The 19,662-nt window shown below is 54.0% G+C and carries 16 protein-coding genes and 1 tRNA gene; 8 read left to right on the forward strand and 9 right to left on the reverse strand.

The annotated features are described in order from the left end of the window. Nucleotides 1–392: 392 nt before the first annotated feature. Nucleotides 393–3,128 (reverse strand): alpha-1,6-glucosidase domain-containing protein, encoded by a 2,736-nt coding sequence (locus IE092_RS16290; protein ID WP_189358338.1) that lies wholly within the window; start codon nucleotides 3,126–3,128, stop codon nucleotides 393–395. 214 nt (nucleotides 3,129–3,342) lie between these two features. Between IE092_RS16290 and IE092_RS16295 the strand changes: the two genes are divergently transcribed. From IE092_RS16295 to IE092_RS16305, 3 genes are read left to right on the forward strand one after another with little or no spacing between them, the layout of a single operon-like run. After that, nucleotides 3,343–4,368, forward strand: coding sequence for a glucokinase (locus IE092_RS16295; RefSeq protein ID WP_229793220.1), 1,026 nt, complete (start codon nucleotides 3,343–3,345; stop codon nucleotides 4,366–4,368). A gap of 25 nt (nucleotides 4,369–4,393) precedes the next feature. Continuing rightward, a complete protein-coding gene (locus tag IE092_RS16300; RefSeq protein ID WP_189358343.1) occupies nucleotides 4,394–6,022 on the forward strand; it encodes an alpha-glucosidase family protein in 1,629 nt (542 codons plus the stop codon). A 21-nt stretch (nucleotides 6,023–6,043) separates the two neighbouring features. Next, on the forward strand, nucleotides 6,044–6,949 hold the full coding sequence (locus tag IE092_RS16305) for an alpha/beta hydrolase (RefSeq protein ID WP_189358345.1): 906 nt from the start codon (nucleotides 6,044–6,046) through the stop codon (nucleotides 6,947–6,949). Between the two features lie 22 nt (nucleotides 6,950–6,971). On the opposite strand, the gene IE092_RS16310 is transcribed toward IE092_RS16305, so the two are convergent. Both IE092_RS16310 and ftrA read right to left on the reverse strand, forming a co-directional pair. Next, nucleotides 6,972–7,631, reverse strand: a complete 660-nt coding sequence (locus tag IE092_RS16310) for an energy-coupling factor ABC transporter permease (RefSeq protein ID WP_189358347.1) — start codon at nucleotides 7,629–7,631, stop codon at nucleotides 6,972–6,974. 78 nt (nucleotides 7,632–7,709) lie between these two features. Then, nucleotides 7,710–8,690, reverse strand: coding sequence for a transcriptional regulator FtrA (gene ftrA, locus IE092_RS16315; RefSeq protein WP_189358348.1), 981 nt, complete (start codon nucleotides 8,688–8,690; stop codon nucleotides 7,710–7,712). A gap of 100 nt (nucleotides 8,691–8,790) precedes the next feature. Between ftrA and IE092_RS16320 the strand changes: the two genes are divergently transcribed. Further along, entirely contained in the window at nucleotides 8,791–9,207 is a 417-nt protein-coding gene (locus IE092_RS16320; RefSeq protein ID WP_189358350.1) for a rhodanese-like domain-containing protein, read from the forward strand. A 115-nt stretch (nucleotides 9,208–9,322) separates the two neighbouring features. Here the strand turns inward: IE092_RS16320 and IE092_RS16325 are convergent, their stop codons facing one another. Both IE092_RS16325 and IE092_RS16330 read right to left on the reverse strand, forming a co-directional pair. Next, nucleotides 9,323–9,910 carry a TetR/AcrR family transcriptional regulator gene (locus IE092_RS16325; RefSeq protein ID WP_189358352.1) on the reverse strand — a complete coding sequence of 196 codons (588 nt, stop codon included), beginning with the start codon at nucleotides 9,908–9,910 and terminating at the stop codon, nucleotides 9,323–9,325. Between the two features lie 772 nt (nucleotides 9,911–10,682). Continuing rightward, a complete protein-coding gene (locus tag IE092_RS16330) occupies nucleotides 10,683–11,405 on the reverse strand; it encodes a FadR/GntR family transcriptional regulator (protein ID WP_229793221.1) in 723 nt (240 codons plus the stop codon). A 120-nt stretch (nucleotides 11,406–11,525) separates the two neighbouring features. On the opposite strand from IE092_RS16330, the gene IE092_RS16335 reads away from it, so the two are divergent. From IE092_RS16335 to IE092_RS16350, 4 genes are all read left to right on the forward strand, one after another. Beyond that, nucleotides 11,526–12,314, forward strand: coding sequence for a (Fe-S)-binding protein (locus IE092_RS16335; protein WP_189358514.1), 789 nt, complete (start codon nucleotides 11,526–11,528; stop codon nucleotides 12,312–12,314). A gap of 3 nt (nucleotides 12,315–12,317) precedes the next feature. After that, entirely contained in the window at nucleotides 12,318–13,049 is a 732-nt protein-coding gene (locus IE092_RS16340; RefSeq protein ID WP_189358354.1) for a LutC/YkgG family protein, read from the forward strand. Further along, the gene (locus tag IE092_RS16345; protein WP_189358356.1) at nucleotides 13,046–14,491 is read left to right on the forward strand and encodes a LutB/LldF family L-lactate oxidation iron-sulfur protein; all 1,446 of its coding nucleotides are present in this window, start codon (nucleotides 13,046–13,048) and stop codon (nucleotides 14,489–14,491) included. Before IE092_RS16340 ends, IE092_RS16345 begins: the two co-directional genes overlap by 4 nt. 88 nt (nucleotides 14,492–14,579) lie before the next feature. Further along, nucleotides 14,580–16,265 carry a lactate permease LctP family transporter gene (locus IE092_RS16350; RefSeq protein ID WP_189358358.1) on the forward strand — a complete coding sequence of 562 codons (1,686 nt, stop codon included), beginning with the start codon at nucleotides 14,580–14,582 and terminating at the stop codon, nucleotides 16,263–16,265. Between the two features lie 118 nt (nucleotides 16,266–16,383). Here the strand turns inward: IE092_RS16350 and IE092_RS16355 are convergent, their stop codons facing one another. The 4 genes from IE092_RS16355 to miaA all read right to left on the reverse strand — a co-directional run bounded on the left by IE092_RS16355 (nucleotide 16,384) and on the right by miaA (nucleotide 19,618). After that, nucleotides 16,384–17,076 carry a DUF3334 family protein gene (locus tag IE092_RS16355; protein WP_189358360.1) on the reverse strand — a complete coding sequence of 231 codons (693 nt, stop codon included), beginning with the start codon at nucleotides 17,074–17,076 and terminating at the stop codon, nucleotides 16,384–16,386. Nucleotides 17,077–17,660: 584 nt separating this feature from the next. After that, nucleotides 17,661–17,737: transfer RNA gene (locus IE092_RS16360), tRNA-Met, on the reverse strand. A gap of 89 nt (nucleotides 17,738–17,826) precedes the next feature. Beyond that, entirely contained in the window at nucleotides 17,827–18,636 is an 810-nt protein-coding gene (locus IE092_RS16365) for a DUF6671 family protein (protein ID WP_189358362.1), read from the reverse strand. A gap of 4 nt (nucleotides 18,637–18,640) precedes the next feature. After that, nucleotides 18,641–19,618, reverse strand: a complete 978-nt coding sequence (miaA, locus tag IE092_RS16370) for a tRNA (adenosine(37)-N6)-dimethylallyltransferase MiaA (RefSeq protein ID WP_189358364.1) — start codon at nucleotides 19,616–19,618, stop codon at nucleotides 18,641–18,643. Nucleotides 19,619–19,662: the final 44 nt, after the last annotated feature.

Raw genomic sequence — 19,662 nt, forward strand, 5'->3', positions numbered from 1 at the left:
AGACCGTTCAGTAACGCGTACACAAGTATCGCGTGAAATGCGATGACCAGCCCTATGCCGAGAAACTTCTTGCCCGGCTCTTGCTGGCGATTTGAAAAATCCATTCCGACTGTCTCCTCAATCTAAGAACTCGAAGGCGCTAATAATAACCGCTGTTGAATAAAAATTTTCGTCTTCCTCCACAAAAGTTTTCATATTTTTTGTTATTAGCGTCAAATTTTTTCAAATATGAAAGAATTGTGCGCTAAATGTTTTCATGCTGATCAGTAAAAGCATTTCAATAACTACAAGTTTTTGCGTCACTGATGACTTGCCTCGCTGCAGCGGACTTCTGACATGATTTTTACACAAAATTACGTCAGGATTTTCAACTTACCAAAGTAAAACCTGTATTACTTTCGAGGCTGACTGGTAAAAACAACAACGCTCAGGGGTGGTAGGCTGAATTCACCTTTATCTGCGTGGTATTTCGCTTCTTGATGAATTCGCAGGTCACCGTGTTGTGTTGTTAAATGTATCTTGTGTAAAGACCAGTCGGATGCCGGCAATCCATTTGGCTGCACCGAAATGGGCGATTTACTGAAATTAAAGAATACCAGTAATGATGGCTCGTCCAGACTATTCTGGTCGGACTGTATCAGCAAGCTGATGTGATCAGCGTACTCTGACGTGCTCAGCGGGAAGCTGACCTGGCGCTGTACCTGCTGACTTGTCTCAAGATGCAATAACCTGCTTTGCCGGCGGATATTCAGTAAATCAAGAAATGCTGCATGGGTCTGCCGGATGTGGCTGGCTGACGGTTTAAGCGCTGGATTTTCCAGCTGCTTACTATATATAGTGTCAAAGCGCTGATTGTCCGCTGCCGGCGGTAATCCTGTACCGAAGTAGTTTGTCTGCATCGACCAGTCAATCCGGTTAAACCAGTCGCCGGAGTTATAGCTGTTTGCATCCAGTGATTTTGAACGCAGCAATTCGCTGCCTGCGTGGAAATAAGCCACGCCCTGGCTGAATATTGTGGTTGCGAGTCCGAGAATCTGGCGGTACACACGTTCCTGCATGTCTGTTTCGGCAGGTAGTCTTAACACGTTGATATCGAACAGGGTGTGGTTGTCGTGGTTCTCTGTATAGTTCACCGCTTCGCCCGGATTGGTGGCGTATCCCGCCGGCTGTCCGTTGTAATCCAGATTGCGCAGATCACGCCATTCGCCATTTGTCGTTTGTAGGCGGTAATGACTGAGTGTGCCGGCGAGGCCGGCCTTGGTCAGATCCAGTAAGTGCTGCTGATGTTGTTTTGCTTGCGGATTCTGATTGCAGTTATTGCACAGTGTCAGATTTAACAGTCCCCGTGAACCGGTCAGACTTTCAACTGAATCTCCCGCACCGCCGCCGCGCAGGGCATCCCGCCCCCGGTCACTGAAAGTGCCGATGCCAGAGCCGCTTAGCGATAACTGACTGGCTTGTGTAAATCTGCGTCCGTCAGCGACTTCGCCGAAGTTCCAGCCTTCTCCGATCAGTTGTACTGGTCGCCCGGCTTCGCTGTTCAGCCGCTCCTGAATACTGAGCATTAATGCCTTTGGCTGATGTCCCATCAGATCAAAGCGGAAAGAATCAATTTTGTAGGCATTGGTCCATAGCGATAATGAGTCGGCAATGAGTTTACCTGTCATCATGTGTTCGCTGGCGGTATTGCCGCAGGGCTGGCATGTCGAATCCTCCACTTTGCCCTCGGCATTCAAACGGTGGTAATAACCGGGGACAATCCGGTCCAGTACCGATTGCGGATGCTGACCACTGAAAGCGGTATGGTTGTAAACCACGTCCATGCCGACCCGCAGACCAGCGGCGTGCAGCGCCATTACTAATTTGCGGAATTCGATAATCCTGCGTGCACCGTCATCCGGATTGCTGGCATAACTGCCCTCAGGACTATTAAAGTGAAACGGATCGTAGCCCCAGTTATAGCAATCGCTATTTGCCGATCTGGCTTGTGCGATCCGGGCTGCAGGGCTGCTGCCACTCGCGCTGATGCGCGGTGTTTTGCAATCTTTTTCCGGCACCGTCGCGAAGTCAAATACCGGTAGTAAATGGATGTCTGTCATTCCGGCTTGTGCCAGCGTTTTCAGATAGCGCATACCGAGCGAGTTTTGCTCAGTGAATGCGAGAAATTTTCCGCGCCACGCTGGCCGGACACTCGCATCGTTTATGGAAAAGTCCCGCACATGCAATTCATAAACGCTCATGTCGGGCAGTTTTTTCACAGTATCCGGGCGGGGCTGGCTTTCCCATCCGGCGGGAATCAGTGCTTTGTCGCTGAGATTGGCAATGTAGCTGCGTTTTGAATCTGCGCTCAGGCTGACGGAGTAAGGGTCTGTCACCCGGTTCAGGACGATGCCTTTTCCCGGGACAAAGACTTCCGCAAGGTACTGATAATACTGCCCGCGCAGTTTGCCTTTGAGTTGCGCGGACCAGACGCCGGTTGCGTTGTCTTCCTGCATTTCCTGCAGGCGGTATGCCGGTTTCTTATGGTCAGGATAGACGCATGCCCACAGCTTACGGGCTGTCGGTGCCCAGACTTGTAACTGCGTGTCTTGCTGAACGACCGGGCCGAGAACTGCACTGCTTGCGGTCGCATACAGCACATCAAGTGCGGCCGGATGCTGAATATATGTCAGATCTTCTATGCGCTTGTTCGCATCAGTTTTTACCAGTAGTAACTGCGTTTTCAGCAATGCTTTCAGTTCCGTTGCGGACAATGCGGTCTGCAGCTCGGCACCGCTGCCGGTGAAACGGAAGCGCGCGTCCTGTAATGGCTGGCTGGCGGGTGTCAGCGGAATAAGCTGATCGGCGCCGCTGATGGTGTCGCCGGTTCTGAGTTTCAGGGCGGCGCTGGCAGATGACACCAGAAAAAAACTTCCATTGTCAGACTTACCGGGCCAGCGCAGGCGGTCAGCGGATAACCAGTAAGCACGCGCATCGGTGCGCAGGTCGGTAACCGGATGAGCAATGCTGCTGTTTTCCGGCAGATTACACAGCTGAATGTCCGGTGCATTCCGGGCGGCGAGGCTGGAGCCACTCCCCAGCATCAGTGTCAATGTGCAGCACAGGTAAACGACTTGGTTGTTCTTCATTGTGAAATGCATCATGTTTTCAGGTAGTTGAACTACATAAACGAGTGCTGCTAAGAGAATTTGTTCCGGTATGCGTTGAATGCACCGTAGTTACGACAAATTCTACAAGAAAAAAGCGCGAAAGGTTAGACATGAATCTTGTATGAATGTAGTATTGCTACATTCTAAGAAGTTCGCTGAACTTGTTTCGTATAAAAACAGGAGTGAGACAACAGTGCATCAATCCGACCTTCAACATTTCGCTGGTCCGCGCCTGCTGGCGGACATCGGTGGCACCAATGCACGATTTGCACTGGAAACTTCCCCGCATTGTTTTGATGCTGTGCAGGTACTGGCCTGTCGCGACTACCCCGATCTCGGCGCAGCTGTTCAGGCTTATCTGAAGCAGGTGTCTGCGCACATAGCACCGGGAGAACGCATACGTCATGCGGGTATTGCAATTGCAAATCCTGTTGTCGGCGATATCGTCAGTATGACGAATCATCACTGGAGTTTCTCTATCCGTGATTTACAACAGACGCTGCAACTGGACACCCTGAAAGTCGTTAACGATTTCACAGCGCTGGCGATGGCGTTGCCGCATCTGAGTGAAGATGAAAAAGTCCAGATCGGCGGCGGAACAGCGCAGCCCGGAAAAGTGATTGGCCTGATCGGTCCCGGTACAGGGCTTGGTGTTTCCGGCATTATTCCTTCGGGACAGCGCTGGATTCCGCTGGCGAGCGAAGGTGGTCATGTTACTTATTCACCGGTTGATCATATTGAAACCGCTTTGCTGGAACGTATCTGGCGTGACTTTCCGCATGTCTCAGCGGAACGCCTGATTTCCGGTATGGGCATAGAATTGCTGTACCGTGTATTGTCGGAGATGGCAGGTACGGATGTCAGGGTTGCATTATCTGCAGCGGAAATCGCGGAACGCGCGCGTCTGGGCAGTTGTGCAGTCGCCGTGCAGACGGTGAATACTTTCTGCGGCATGCTGGGTACGGTCGCAGGGAATCTGGCGATGACACTGGGTGCAAATGGTGGCGTCTATATCGGTGGCGGCATCGTACCGCGACTGGGTGACTTATTTCATCAGTCACAATTCCGTCAGCGTTTTGAAGCCAAAGGGCGTTTTTCCGGATTTGTAGCACAAATTCCCACTTTCCTGATCACGGCTGCATATCCCGCATTCCTGGGCGTGTCCGTGATACTGGATGATGCATTGTCAGTATCTGCAAATGAAGCGCAGGCTGCATAAAGAAACCGAGCAAGAGAAAATCAATATGACTCAGCAAGCAACAGAGAAGGCTGCCGCATGGTGGCGTGAATCCACAATCTATCAGATTTATCCGCGCAGTTTCGCAGACAGTAACGGCGATGGCATCGGTGACTTGCCGGGCATTACAGCAAAGTTGCCGTATGTGGCATCGCTGGGTGTGGACATCGTCTGGATTTCGCCGTTCTTCAAATCGCCAATGGCGGATTTCGGATACGATGTTTCCGATTACTGTGATGTTGATCCGCTGTTTGGCACGCTGGAAGATTTTGACCGCCTGCTGGACAAGGCACATCAGCTTGGCCTGAAAATTATGATCGATCAGGTGCTGTCGCATTGCTCAGATCAGCATCCGTGGTTCGTTGAAAGCCGCCAGGATCGCAGCAATCCGAAAGCAGACTGGTTTGTCTGGGCCGATCCGCAGCCGGATGGTACGCCGCCGAATAACTGGTTGTCGGTATTTGGCGGATCGTCGTGGCAATGGGATGCGCGCCGCCGTCAGTATTATCTGCATAATTTTCTGACCAGTCAGCCGGATCTGAATTTTCACAATCCACAAGTTCAGCAGGCATTGCTGGATGCCATGCGCTTCTGGTTAGCGCGTGGCGTTGATGGTTTCCGTCTCGATGCCTGCAATTTTCATTTCCACGACCGCGCATTGCGCAGCAATCCGCCGGCAACGAACCGTGATACCAAAACCGTTCAGGACACTAATCCTTACGGCATGCAGGCGCATATTTACGATAAAACCCAGCCCGAAAATCTGGCTTTTTTGCAGCGCGTTCGTGCACTGCTGAATGAATACGGTGCGATTGCCATCGGTGAAGTCGGTGCCGACGATTCGCTGGCAGTGATGGCGGAATACACCGAAGGTGATGACAAACTGCATATGGCATACAGCTTTAATCTGCTGACGCCATCCGTTACTGCGGGCTATATCCGCGAACAGGTGGAGCAGTATGAATCGCGTGTGAAAGGTGGCTGGGTGTCGTGGTCTGTTGGCAATCATGATGTTGCGCGTGTGATGTCGCGCTGGGGTGGTGCTGATGCTACACCGGCATTTGCCAAAATGATGTACGCCTTGCAGATGGCGTTGCGTGGTACGCCTTGTTTATATCAGGGCGATGAGCTGGGACTGACTGAAGCGGAAATCGCATTTGAGGATTTGCAGGACCCTTACGGCAAAACCTTCTGGCCTGAATTCAAAGGCCGTGACGGTTGCCGCACGCCGATGCCGTGGCAGGCTGCTGCGCCGTTTGCCGGTTTCTCAGAATACAAACCGTGGTTGCCGGTACCCGCTGAACATTTGCCGAAAGCAGCGGATCAGCAAGAGTCCGATCCTGAATCGGTGCTGAATTACGTGCGTCATATTCTGCGCTGGCGTAAGCAGCATGCAGTGTTGCTGCACGGTGATATTGCCTTTGCCGATGCGCCGGAACCGGTGCTGGTAGTGCGCCGTACGCTGGGTGAGCAAGTTTTGTTTGCGGCATTCAATTTGTCAGCAGAAAGCGTGAACCTGAATTTGCCCGAAATCGCCGCCACAAAAACAATGGACGGTGTGCATCTGCCAGCACAGCGTGACGGCACAACCCTGACGCTGCCAGCCTGGGGCGGCTGGTTCGGACAAACTGCATAAAAACTGCAACGGAGACTGCTGATGCGCCGCGTACTGACTGCACTATTTCTGCAATGGATAACAGTGACAGCGCTGGCAGCAGATCCGCTGCCGTCCGTGGTCAGTGGCCGCATTGAGCGAATTGCATCGCTGAGTTCACAACATGTCAGCGCCCGTCATATTGATGTGTGGCTGCCACCGGGTTTTGACCGCAACCAGCAGTATCCGGTGATTTATATGCATGATGGTCAGGCTTTGTTTGATCCGGCAGTCAACTGGAATAAACAAGCCTGGCAGATTGACCGTGTCGCCGGTCAGCTGATACAGGATGGTCAGATAGAACCGGCAATCATCGTCGGTATCTGGAATGCGGGCGCATTGCGGGCGGCGGAATTTCTGCCACAACAGGCGATGCAGTTTCTTCCGGCAGCGAAACGCCAGTCGCTGATGCAGACACGCGCTTTGCCGGAACTGATGGCAGACCGTTATCTGAAGTTTCTGGTCGAAGAACTGAAGCCGGAAATTGAGCGACGCTATCCTGTGCGTAAAGGTGCGGCTTCAACGATGCTGATGGGTTCCAGTATGGGCGGCTTGATTTCTTTATATGCGATGAGTGAGTATCCGCAGGTATTCGGCGCTGCCGCCTGTTTATCCACCCACTGGACCGGTACGTTTGAACAAAATGCGTCCGTACCGCTTGCGTTGTTTCAGTACTGGTCTGGCAAACTGCCCGATCCTGCATCACATCGCTTGTACATGGATTACGGCACCGAAACGCTGGATGCACTTTATCCGGTACATCAGCAGTTTTTTGATGTGCTGGCAAAAGAAAAGGGCTACAGCGGCGAGCATTATCTGAGTCGTGCTTTTCCCGGCGCTGCACATACCGAAACCGACTGGTCGGTGCGCCTGGCAGTGCCACTGCGTTTTCTGCTCGGCAAACAATAGAGCTGAAAAAAGCGGAAGCCGCTTACTTACCGCGCAGATACAGATTGTCATCGAAAGTTTGCAGCCATACCGGTCGGTACACTGCAAAGATTGTGACCAGAAATCCGACCAGAAATGCCTCGCCCCATGCCAGCAACAGCATGTAAGCAACGGCATCCGCTGGCAGATTTGCGTCCGGAAATAACAGGCTGCGCAAAATAACGGTGCTGATACCGGCACTGGCATTCACCAGCAGCGCACCGAAAAAGCCGTTGCCGAATAAATAAATAAACATATGATGCGGCAGGTACTGCTGGGTTTTCTTCAGCAGCAGATCGCTGAACCAGCAAGGTATCACGGCCATCAGCAGTATGTTGACGCCCAGATTCAGCCAGCTGCCGTCATATTCAAAAGTGTAAAGCGCGATGGCAATGCTGATGCCGGTGATGGCGAGACTGCGTCCGAACATCAGACAGATCAGTGCGACGCCGCTTAAATGCAAATGCAGATCCGGCAGCACCGGCACCCGCATGCGCCAGACCAGCACCAGCACAATAATGCTGGCGCACCATGCTGAAAATACAGTGGGTATTTCCAGCTGTGTTTTGCGCAGCGTATGCGAGGCATGCAGCAGCGCGAGCACTGCCGGACCGGCAAGCATCAGCGCCCAGAACGGGCTGACAGCACTGTAAAAGATTCCCATGATCATTTCTCCCGGCTTGCTTATAGCATAGACCCGGTGACAGAAATTTGCAGTGGCGCAGAACGGATTTAAAACTATTCAAACAATTGGCTGACCGGCGTTTTCGTTCGCCTGTCCGAATTGCCTGCGGTAACGCGAGGGGCTGCAGTGTATCGATTGCCGGAAGTGATGACGCATGGTTTCCTCCGAGCCGAAGCCGCAGTGCTCTGCGATACGTGCCAGCGGCAGTGTGGTTTCCTCCAGCAATTCGCAGGCACTGGCGATACGTTCCCGTGTCAGCCAGACCATCGGTGACATGCCGGTACTGTCTGTGAACTGGCGTTGCAGCGTGCGTACGCTGACAGCGGCCAGATCTGCCATGCTGCGCAAGGTATAAGGCTTGCCCGGCGCTGCACGTATCGTGCGCATCAGCGTTTGCAAAGCACCGGCACCATCCGGCAGCACAGGACGCGGCAGATACTGGGCTTGTCCGCCATCACGGTGACCTGAAACCACCATGCGCCTTGCCACCAGATTGGCGATTCTGTCGCCATGATCCTTGCGTATCAGATGCAGCAGCATATCAATGCCGGCTGCTGATCCCGCTGAAGAAATGATTTGCCCTTCATCGACATACAGCACATTTTCATTGACCCGTATTTCAGGAAAGCGCTGTTGCAGGATGCCGGTATAACGCCAGTGCGTCGTGGCAGTTTTTCCATCCAGTAAACCTGCCGCTGCAAGAACGAACACGCCGGAACAAATCGAGGCGATTCTTGCGCCGCGTGCTGCCGCTGCCTGCAGGGCTGCGATCAGTTGCTGTGGTACGGGTACCTGCACACCCTGCCAGCCGGGGATCAGAATGGTGTCGGCTTTTTCCAGTAAACGCAGATCGTGCTCGCACTGAATCTGCAAACCGCCGGCAGCCCGCATGTTGCCGGGTGTCATACTGCAGACGGCAAACTGATACCAGTCCGTCTGTAATTCCGGACGGTGCAGGGCAAACACTTCGGTAACACAGCCGAATTCGAAGGTGCACAAGCCTTCATATGCCAGTGCGGCTACCAGATGATTTTTCATGGCGCTATCTTAACGCAGATTGTCGTTTACGCCAGTGGCACCTGTGGTGGTTTCACGGCAAAGTAGTGCCTGTGCTCACCAATCATCGGAAAGGAAAAACATGTCACTGGTCACCGAAGTCGCTGCCGCAGACAGTCACCGCGCGCTGGTGCATTTTTCTGCAATGCTGGAGTGGGAAACTGATTGCTGGGATGTGCATGATGCAGTCAGTAACGGGCAGCAGGATTTTGTGCTGCTGGATGTGCGCAGTCATGCCTTATATGACGCGGGTCATGTGCCGGGTGCAATCAGCCTGCCGCACAAAAAGATTATTGCCGGGACGATGAAAAAATTTCCGGAAGGCAGTCTGTTCGTCGTTTACTGTGCGGGACCGCACTGCAATGGTGCAATCCGGGCGGCAATCCGGCTGGCCGAACTGGGTTTGCCGGTGAAAACCATGCCGGGCGGTATTACCGGCTGGCTGGATGAAGGCTTCGCGCTGGAGAAAAGTCATACTGCCGGTGCAGAGACTGCCTAATCAGCAGCCAGATGCCCTGAAACAAAAAAAGCGATACAGGCCTGCTGTATCGCTTTTTTTTGTGACTGCAAATCATCCGAATTGCAGTGCATAAGCTGTTCAACTGATGAACTGATCAGCTGGTCAGCAAATGCATAGAAGCGCCAACCGCTTGCTGACTGGTTTTGCTGAAACTGCCTTTGCCTTCGGTCAGCCAGCGCGCCATGATGCGGTGCAGACTGCCCATCAGCATATCCAGTAACAGATCTGCCGGCAGATCGCGGTTAATTTTTTTCGCTTTCTGGCCGTTTTCAATCGCACTGCGGATAGCAGACCAGACTTGCATCTGCACTGAATCCTGCTCACTGATCCAGTAAGACACCGGAATATTGAGGAAAACGATGCGGGCAACAACAGGATTCTTGCCGTAAAAACGGCACCATGCCTGCAGCATTGCTTCAATCTGCTCGGCAGGTTTGCTGAACTTACGTGCTGCCGTCAGTGCAGCATTGTTCAGCTTTTCCATATCGCTGCGGATGCAGGCGAACAGCATCATTTCTTTGCTGCCAAAGTATTTATAAATCGTCTGAGGGCTGACGCGGGCCTCCTGGCAAATTTGCCGGATGCCGACGTCATTAAACGGATTTTCAGCGAACATACTTAAAATCGTACGCCGCAGATTTTCCAGAGTCGCCTCCTCGATCACGCGTTTATCGGTAGTCATTGTTTTTATTAATTTCAGTAGTTAAAAGTACTCCACACTCTTGACCCCCGAATCCTGCGCAAACGTTTTCCTTTGCCGCCGTCAGCATGCACATAGTGAGATGAACGGAAAGGAAAGTGAATTTGCCCCGGAGCTCGGGGACGGTGCTTTGGACAGCGACCAGCGGACAGAGTTCACAGTAAGCCGGGGCCGACAGAAGGATACTCCTGATCAGAACTATTGTCTGCCAGCAATTTGTAGCAAAGTTTATGCCCATACTTTCAGGCACTGAAAAGTTTTTGTTTTTTTACATGTCAACTGTGTATCGGTGTTGCTGTATCAGCAAAAAACGACAGCACATTCCGCCGATCCGGCTCAGCAGAAAGCACGAACGACGCTGTCCCGTCGTGCTGGCAAATTGCGTCCCGAAAACGCGGCAACCGTCATCTTTTGCAAAATGGCTTTCTGGCAGCCGGAAATGCCTGAAATCGCCTCAAATGCGGTGTTCTGCACAGCGATCCGGCGGTCGTCGGCAGAAAGTCTGGCCGTCCGGAAAACGGAAATGACGAAGTTTGCACAACCGTACTGGCTGACAGGTGTGCGTCTTTAGCATGAATGCAGGGATTGCGCCGGCGGGGCGGGCAGCTTGTGGCCTTGTGTTGTTTGCAGGTCAGGATTGCTGAAAGTTGTGCGCAGTTTGCATGAAAAATTCTTCAGCGAACCTGAATCAACCCGCAAAAATGGCGTTCCGACAGCACTGGTTCAACCAGTTTTGCAAGGCAGAGCCAGTGGTTCAGCCGCTGTGATCTTCCTGTTCCAGCATGCGGCTGCGGGCGTAGTCGATGTGGGCTTGCATGGCGGTGCGTGCTTCTTCGCTGCGACCGGCGCAAATCATATCGCAGACGTTTTTGTGCTGTAAAAACAGTTGCGCTGACACGGCATCATTTTGCTGACGCAAACCCAGACCGTACACCGTGATATGTTCGCGCAGCATGGAAATCATGCTGGTTTGCAGATGCAGAAACATGACATTGTGCGAGGCCAGCGCGATTGCTTCATGCAGGCGCGCATCGGCACTGGCTTCCGCATTCATATCACCGCGTTCGCGCGCAGACTCCAGCTCTGCCAGCAATTCGCGCAGTTTTTGTTTATCGGCATCGGTGGCGCGTTGCGCGGCAAAGTAAGCCGTTGCACCTTCCAGTACGCGGCGGAATTCCAGAATGTCCTGCCGCAATGCCGGATGATCGGACAATAACTGATTCCACGGCGACGATTGCCCGCCACGCAAATGGCTGGTCGCATACACACCGGCACCGGCTTTCACCCGCAACAGGCTGCGCGCTTCCAGTCGCTGTATTGCTTCGCGCACGGTATTGCGCGACACACCGAATTCTTCGGCGAGCTGGCGTTCAGAAGGCAGGCGGCTGCCGGCCGGATAAGTGCCATCCAGCAGTGCAGTTTCCAGCGAACGCATGATGTCTTCTGCGCGTCCGCTGCTTTGAGGATGTGGTTTCATCGGATTTTCCTGTCACTGGTTCAACCAATTTGTCGTTCAGGCGCAGCGCTTGCGATTATACGCACTCGCAGCCGCCCAGAGCCTGCAAACAAAGATGAAAAGAATATGGGGGAGATCAATATGGACCAGCGTGCCTATCCGCCGGTGCCTGAGCAGGTGTATCTGTTCGGGACCTGTCTGATTGATATGTTTGTGCCGGAAGCCGGTGTCGATGCGGTATTTTTACTGCAGCAGGCAGGCTTGCGTGTGCATTATCCCCAGCAACAAAGCTGCTGCGGCCAGCCCGCTTACAGCAGCGGCAATCCGCAACAAGCCAGAGAAGTCGCACGTGCGCAACTGGATTTGTTTGCACAGCCGTGGCCGGTTGTTGTGCCTTCCGGTTCCTGCGCGGGCATGATGCGTCATCACTGGCCTGCCTTATTCGCTGACGAGTCGGAATGGCATGCCAAAGCGCTGGCACTGGCGGAACGTGTTTTTGAACTGACGGAATTCTATCTGCATGTGCTGCAGCAACCGCTGCCACAGCCACAAACCGACAACACGATCCCGTCCGAACATCTGGCCTTACATACATCCTGTGCTGCACGCCGTGAAATGGGAACCCGTTTGCATGGCGTGGAAGTGCTGAACCGCTTGCCGGGTATTGCGCTGAAAGAGCACGTACGCGAATCGGAATGCTGCGGTTTCGGTGGTACGTTTTCGCTGAAACATCCGGATATTTCCGGTGCGATGGTGCAGGACAAACTGGCGGCGATTCGTGCCACCGGTTGCGATGGCGTGGTGACGGCTGATTGCGGCTGCATGCTGAATCTGCGTCATACCGCAGAATTTCAGCAGCAACCAATCCGCATCGAACACATGGCCAGCTTCTTACGCCGCCGTCTGTTCGGCAACACGGGAAAGGAATAAGCCATGTCTGCCCGCGATGCGATTCTGAATAAACTCAAAGCAACTCAGCAGCCATCCGGTGCTGTGCAAGCTGTGACTTACCATACAGCTGACGCACTGTGCGCGCAGATTGATGCGCATTTTGATGCACGCCGTGCGGAAGTGTCGCACGCAGAATTGTTGCAGCAAATGCAGCAAGCCTTACAGCTGCTGCAGGCAAAAGTCTTTTGTGCCAGCGTGCAGGACTGGCCGCAGCAACTGGCGCAGCAATGTCAGCAAGCGGGTGTGAAATCCCTGTTGCTGGCAAATGAAGGTGAGGAATGCCGTGCTTTGTCTGCGGCCTTGCAAACCGCAGATCACAGCATTGTTACGCGGCATTATCCGGCCACCATTGATGGCTGGCAGGATGTGTTGTTTCATCAGACCGATGCCGGCTTTACCGTGGTCGATGCAGGCATTGCTGCGACCGGTACGCTGATCGTGCGCTCTTCGCCGCAGCAACCGCGTACTGCATCGCTGGTGCCGCCTTTGCATATCGCGCTGGTATATGCCAGCACTTTATATGCCGACATGCATCAGGCCATGCGTGCAATGCAATGGGCGGATGCGATGCCATCGAATCTGGTGATGATTTCCGGCCCTTCCAAAACTTCCGATATTCAGCAGACGCTGGCTTTCGGCGCTCACGGTCCACGCTGGCTGCAGGTCTGGCTGATTGATGATCTGAATAATGTGCAGCAGGGAGGTGCAGCATGAGCGCACAAACACTGCATTTCGTGCCCAGCGCTGATTTCCGCAGCCGCACTGCCGAAGCGGTCAGTGATACTCAACTGCGTCGCAGTTTCCGTGGCGCGATGGATTTTCTGCAGGGCAAACGCTCGGCGCAATTTCCGGACGCGGATGAACTGGAAGCGCTGCGCACACTGGGCGAAGCCGTGCGTCAGCATGCGCTGCAAAACCTGCCGCAATTGCTGGAACAGCTGGAACAGAATCTGACACGCAACGGCGTGCAGGTGCACTGGGCGCGTGATGCTGCGGAAGCGAATCAGTTGGTGCTGCAGATCGCACAGCGCGCCGCGGCGAAAAAAGTGATCAAGGGAAAATCCATGGTCAGCGAAGAAGTGGAACTGAACCACTTTCTGGCGCAGAACGGCATATCCTGTCTGGAATCCGATATGGGCGAATACATCGTGCAAATGGCCGATGAAAAACCTTCGCATATTGTGATGCCTGCGATTCATAAAACCAAAGAAGAAATCGGTCAGTTGTTCAGCGAACATATTCCTGATACCGCTTACACCACCGATGTGGATACCCTGATTCAGACCGGCCGCCGCGCTTTGCGTCAGGCATTCATGGATGCGGACATCGGTTTGTCCGGCGTGAACTTTGCCGCCGCCGATACCGGTACTTTGTGGCTGGTGGAAAACGAAGGTAACGGTCGTTTATCGACCACCATTCCGCGTGTGCATATTGCCATGATGGGCATGGAAAAAGTGGTGGCGCAACTGGCGCACATTGTGCCGCTGGCCAGTCTGCTGACCCGTTCTGCCACCGGTCAGGCCATTACTACGTATTTCAATCTGATTTCAGGACCACGTCGTACCGGAGAAAAGGATGGCCCGCAGGAAGTGCATCTGGTCCTGCTGGATAACGGCCGTTCGCAAGCCTATGCCGATGCGCAACTGCGCAGCACGCTGCAATGTATTCGTTGCGGTGCCTGCATGAACCATTGTCCGGTCTATGCCCGCATCGGTGGTCATGCTTACGGCACCACGTATCCGGGACCAATTGGCAAAATTATTTCTCCGCATTTGCTGGGGCTGGATGCGACCGCCGATCTGGCAACCGCCTCGACTTTGTGCGGTGCCTGCGCTGAAGTTTGTCCGGTCAAGATTCCGATTCCTGATCTCCTGATCCGCCTGCGCAATGAAGCCAGCCGTCATCCGGATGAGCAAGTCAGCCATGCGCTGAAAGGGCAGGGCGCACTGTATTCGCGCAGCGAAAAATGGGCTTGGAAATTCTGGAGCGGCGCTTACTCGAAGCCGGGGCGCTATCAAAGCATGCGCTGGCTGGTAACCCGTTTGCGCTGGCTGACACCGGCGCAGCAAGCCGGCTGGACGCGCCACCGTACCGCACTGCGGCCTGCCGCACGCAGCCTTGCAGAAATTCTGAAAGCGCAGGGCATACCGGAATAAGTTTTGTATTACCCGCCGCCTGAACAGCACTCGTCACGAAGTGTCAGGCGCAATAATCTTATTTGATTAATTAACAGGAGGAGACGCAATGCAAGCCTGGAGTCAGATTTACACACCGCTCGGCAGCTTATGGCTGTCGGCACTGGTGGCAGCGATACCGATTATTTTCTTTTTTATCGCGCTCGCTGTTTTCCGTATTAAAGGTCACGTCGCAGCCGCCATTACGCTGGCGCTGGCGATGGTGATTGCGATTGCTGCTTACGGCATGCCGGTGCAGCAAGTACTGGCTGCCGGTTTATACGGTTTTGCTTACGGCATGTGGCCGATTGCGTGGATTATTATTACCGCTGTTTTCCTGTACAAAATCGTGGTCAAAACCGGTCAGTTCGAAGTGATTCGTGCTTCGGTTTTGTCGATTACCGATGACCAGCGTTTGCAAATGCTGCTGATCGGCTTCGCCTTCGGTGCCTTCCTCGAAGGTGCGGCAGGCTTCGGTGCGCCGGTGGCGATTACCTCTGCATTGCTGGTTGGCCTTGGCTTCAATCCGCTGTACGCAGCCGGTTTGTGTCTGATTGCGAATACCGCACCGGTGGCATTCGGTGCGATGGGTATCCCGATCATCGTTGCTGGTCAGGTGACGGGTATCGACGCATTCCATATCGGTGCGATGGCAGGCCGTCAGTTACCTTTGTTATCCCTGTTTGTGCCGTTCTGGCTGGTCTGGATGATGGATGGCATGAAAGGTGTCAGAGAAACCTGGCCAGCAGCGCTGGTAGTGGGTGGCAGCTTCGCCGTGACACAGTACTTCACATCGAATTACATCGGCCCTGAATTGCCGGATATTACTTCCGCGCTGGTCAGTCTGGTCTGTCTGACCGGTTTCCTGAAAGTCTGGCAGCCAGCTTCTTCCCGTCAGGTGCAATCAGTAGGTGGTGGTGCAGCCGCGCTGAGCATGGGCGGTGGCGGTGCGCCAGTACGTCGTGAACCTTCTCCGTATTCCACTGCACAAACAATACGTGCATGGGCACCGTTTGGTCTGCTGACGCTGATCGTGACGATCTGGAGCCTGAAACCGTTTAAAGACTTGTTTGCAGCCAAAGGCGCACTGGCGTGGACGGTACTGAAATTCCCGGTTGCCGGTCTGGATAAACTGGTACTGAAGACCGCGCCGATTGTGACCAGTCCGAAACCGTACGAAGCCGTACTGAAACTGGATCTGTTGTCTGCCGTCGGTACTGCGATTCTGATTACCGCGATTCTGTCAGCGATTCTGCTGAAGCTGAAGCCGGCAGAAGCGATCAAAGCTTTCGTTGAAACCGTCGTTGAACTGAAGCGTCCGGTATTGTCGATCGGTCTGGTGCTGGCATTTGCTTTCGTCGCCAATTACTCCGGTATGTCGTCCACGCTGGCGCTGTTGCTGGCAGGTACAGGCGCAGCATTCCCGTTCTTCTCGCCTTTCCTTGGCTGGCTGGGCGTATTCCTGACGGGTTCTGATACGTCGTCGAATGCCTTGTTCTGCTCGCTGCAAAACACGACAGCGCATCAGATCGGCGTGTCCGATACGCTGCTGGTCGCCGCCAATACTACGGGTGGTGTGACCGGTAAGATGATTTCTCCGCAGTCGATTGCCGTTGCCTGCGCCGCGACAGGTCTGGTGAACCGTGAATCCGAACTGTTCCGCTTCACGCTGCGTCACAGTCTGTTCTTTGCGGTGGTGGTCGGTATCATCACGCTGATTCAGGCTTACTGGCTGACCGGCATGATTCCGGGCTGATCAGCAATATCAAGGTGGTTTGCGCCCGGTGTCTCCTCACCGGGCGTTTTTTTATCCGCTGAAATGTAAAAACGGCAGCCGCAGCTGCCGTTTTGTTTGTTGCTTGCGCTGTAGCGGATTACATCCCGAGCGAGCGCAGTAATTCGTCAGAATCGACATCCAGTGCATCGGATACCGGTTCAGATGCTGCCGGTTGCTGTTGCTGCTGTTGCTCCAGCAGCGCATCCGGATCCAGCACTTCATTCGCATCGAATTCGCGCAGCTTAATGAATTCAGTGTGGTCGATTGCCAGTTCCAGATAAAAGATATTGTTCTTTTCTGTGAAGAAGGAAACGCGGCGGAATTCCGGTTTGTCCAGTGCTGTGTCCACGCTCAGCGTGACCTGTTTATTCAGTACCAGCATTTTCGGCTGGTTTTGCGTGATATTGGTTTGCAGTTCGCGGCGCACTTTGCCGGTGAAGTCACCGACGATCTGGTTCATCAGTTCGCCGAGGATGTTCGATACTTCATCCGATGTGAATGAGGTTGCCAGTTCAGAACGTGGCATACCCATGTTCAGCATGTATTTTTCGTAAATTTCCAGCGCTGTATCGCCGTCAAAGTTCAGCACCACGAGGCCGGAAAAGCCGCCGTCAAACAACACGAAACAACCGATATCCGGTTTCAGGCCGATTTTGGTAATACGCTGCACCATCGCGGAAAAGTGCAGTTTGCTCTGTGTTGCGACATTCAGTACACGGACTACCGAGTTGCACAGACTGGTCAGCACATCTTCCGTGCCATAAACGACACCGCGTTCTTCAGGGGTCATGAAATACTCCGTTGATAACAAAACAAGACCGGGGTTGGGAACCTGATCAGAACGCCGGAAGGCGGGCCGGATGGCAACCCCGATAAATGCAGGTTAATTGCCCTGCGGAATATTGCAAGGATATGTAAGCCACGCGCCGCTGTCTATCAGTTTGCGCTGAATAAGCCAGAAAGCTTGCGATTCATGAAAAAAATACCGCAAATTCGCTTCAGTCCATGCAGTCCTGCATCATGAACGGCGTGCCGGCCACTGCTTGCTGAGTGGGCCGGATTACGCAGAAATCGTCATCCGTGAATTCCGGACAAGCAGGAAATTCGCCGACGACCGCCGGGGTGCTGTGCAGAACACCGCATTTCAGGCATTTTCAGGCGGAAAACGCGATAAATCTGACCGCTGACGGGTTTAGTGGAAAAGCATGCAGGCAAGGGGGTAAGGCGCACGTAATCAGTGCTGTCGATTCCGGTGCAATGCATTGGAAGGGATTGTGCTGCACAGCGTCGGAAGCAGCTTGCAGGGCGGACAGTAAATTCAGACCGTTAAAAGCCAAAAAACCGCTAAGGCTTGCGCACTTAGCGGTTTGAATCTGGTGGTGATAGGTGGACTTGAACCACCGACCCCAGCATTATGAGTGCTGTGCTCTAACCAACTGAGCTATATCACCGAGAGACCAAGATTATGACGATTTGAGCCGCGAGTGTCAAGCCTTCGCCTGAAAAAACCTTCAGTGCACCGGATAAGCTGTTTTTTGTTTCAAGGATTGCAATCCTCGCATTGCGATGCCGGTACGTGGCTGCGAATGACCTGCTCCTCGCTGTGACCGCACAGAGGGCAAGCCATACGGCGGGCACGGGCAGCCTGTGTTGCGGTTCCGCACTCTTCGCACAATGCGCCGGGAACCAGTGCGACGGCGCCAAAGCCCGCTGCCTGACAGGCAGGGCAAGCGGACGCCAGCCGCTGCGCCAGCGCTTCAGCCGCTTGCCGTATCATCACGTGGCGGGAAGGATTGCGATGCGCCCGCATATCGGTTTCCAGCCAGACAGCGCCGGTTTCCGCGATGATGGCGTCGATGGTCGCTTTCAGAATGGCGGGATCGCGGATTTCTTTGTCAAACCACGGTTCTTCAGCGCGGCCGACGATGATGCCGTGTTCCGGAAAACCGGCACGCTGCACAAACTGCCATGCCTGTTCGGAAGCATCGGCTTCCAGCTGAGCGTAATTCGTCAGCGGGCCCTGCGCTGCGGCATGGACTGCGTAATTTTTTTCTGCGTCCCACAATGCCAGCACTTCGGTATTCCAAGGACTGACGCCCATATACGGGTCCGGCCCGAAACTGCCTTCACTGCCCAGACCAAAACGTGCGCCATGATGCTGCGCCGCCAGCCGTGCTTTCTCAATGGCGGTATTCACCTGCGTATCAAAGCGCTTTACATCGCCGGTGAAGGTGCCGAGGCTGTCCGTATTCAGAAAACGGGTTTCTTTGATGTCAAAGCCCAGCGATGCCAGCACCGGTGTGACAATCACGGCTTTTTCATGCTGCGTCAGAAAATAGACGGTTTCCATCGCTTTAATCTGCCTGCTGAGATTGCAGATACTGCATGGTCAGTTTCAGGATGGTTTCCTGCGCACCAGCCTGCAAACCATCGACCACTTGCCTGTCCGGCATAGAGCGCAGCCAGGTAATCTGGCGTTTGGCTAACTGGCGGGTTGCGATAATGCCGCGCTCACGCATGGTTTCGTAGTTGTATGCACCGTCCAGATACTCCCATGCCTGACGGTAACCGACGCAGCGTATCGATGGTAAATCCAGATGCAGGTCGCCGCGCGCGCGCAGTTTTTCCACTTCTTCAATAAATCCTTGCGCCAGCATCTGATCAAAACGCAGCGCAATCCGCGCATGCAGTGCAGCGCGGTCTTCCGGTTCCAGCGAAATCGCCAGCATAGGAAAATCCGGTTCACGCGGGCCTTGTTGCGCCAGCAGGGCTGACATTGGTTTGCCGGTTAAATGCCAGATTTCCAGCGCACGTTGTATACGCTGGCTATCGTTCGGCGCCAGGCGTTCCGCCGTGACCGGATCGACGCTGGCCAGCCGTGCATGCAAGCCCGGTACGCCGATGCGAGCCGCTTCCTCATCCAGTTGCTGACGTAAAGCCGGATCAGCGCCGGGCAAATCATCTAAACCGTTACGCAGGGCATTGAAATACATCATGGTGCCGCCAACCAGCAAAGGCAGCCTGCCGCGCGCATGAATTTCCTGCACCAGCCGTGCTGCATCCTTGCGGAATTGCGCCACGGAGTAAGCGTCACGCGGATCAATAATATCGATCAGGTGATGCGGCGCGCTGGCCAATTCTTCGGCATTCGGTTTCGCGGTGCCGATATCCATTTCACGGTAGACCAGTGCGGAATCGACGGAAATAATTTCGCAGGGTAGGGCGCGTGCAATTGCCAGCGCCGCCGCCGTTTTGCCGGAAGCGGTCGGGCCCATCAGCGCCACAGCACGGGCAACCGGAGAATTGTTGACTACATCAGAAACAGCATTCATACAGATTAATAAGTTGGCTGACAGATCAGTATCCGATCATTATC

The organism is Cognatundibacterium squillarum (assembly GCF_014652435.1).
Classification (GTDB): Bacteria; Pseudomonadota; Gammaproteobacteria; order Burkholderiales; family Burkholderiaceae_D; genus Undibacterium; species Undibacterium squillarum.

Bases quoted from the DNA above. Each gene is read 5' to 3' on its own strand.
- IE092_RS16300 (WP_189358343.1), top strand. From the start codon at position 4,394: ATGACTCAGCAAGCAACAGAGAAGGCTGCCGCATGGTGGCGTGAATCC.
- IE092_RS16335 (WP_189358514.1), top strand. From the start codon at position 11,526: ATGGACCAGCGTGCCTATCCGCCGGTGCCTGAGCAGGTGTATCTGTTC.
- IE092_RS16350 (WP_189358358.1), top strand. From the start codon at position 14,580: ATGCAAGCCTGGAGTCAGATTTACACACCGCTCGGCAGCTTATGGCTG.
- ftrA (WP_189358348.1), bottom strand. From the start codon at position 8,690: ATGAAAAATCATCTGGTAGCCGCACTGGCATATGAAGGCTTGTGCACC.
- IE092_RS16290 (WP_189358338.1), bottom strand. From the start codon at position 3,128: ATGAAGAACAACCAAGTCGTTTACCTGTGCTGCACATTGACACTGATG.
- IE092_RS16305 (WP_189358345.1), top strand. From the start codon at position 6,044: ATGCGCCGCGTACTGACTGCACTATTTCTGCAATGGATAACAGTGACA.
- IE092_RS16365 (WP_189358362.1), bottom strand. From the start codon at position 18,636: ATGGAAACCGTCTATTTTCTGACGCAGCATGAAAAAGCCGTGATTGTC.
- IE092_RS16330 (WP_229793221.1), bottom strand. From the start codon at position 11,405: ATGAAACCACATCCTCAAAGCAGCGGACGCGCAGAAGACATCATGCGT.
- IE092_RS16345 (WP_189358356.1), top strand. From the start codon at position 13,046: ATGAGCGCACAAACACTGCATTTCGTGCCCAGCGCTGATTTCCGCAGC.
- IE092_RS16325 (WP_189358352.1), bottom strand. From the start codon at position 9,910: ATGACTACCGATAAACGCGTGATCGAGGAGGCGACTCTGGAAAATCTG.
- IE092_RS16310 (WP_189358347.1), bottom strand. From the start codon at position 7,631: ATGGGAATCTTTTACAGTGCTGTCAGCCCGTTCTGGGCGCTGATGCTT.
- IE092_RS16355 (WP_189358360.1), bottom strand. From the start codon at position 17,076: ATGACCCCTGAAGAACGCGGTGTCGTTTATGGCACGGAAGATGTGCTG.
- IE092_RS16320 (WP_189358350.1), top strand. From the start codon at position 8,791: ATGTCACTGGTCACCGAAGTCGCTGCCGCAGACAGTCACCGCGCGCTG.
- IE092_RS16340 (WP_189358354.1), top strand. From the start codon at position 12,318: ATGTCTGCCCGCGATGCGATTCTGAATAAACTCAAAGCAACTCAGCAG.
- miaA (WP_189358364.1), bottom strand. From the start codon at position 19,618: ATGAATGCTGTTTCTGATGTAGTCAACAATTCTCCGGTTGCCCGTGCT.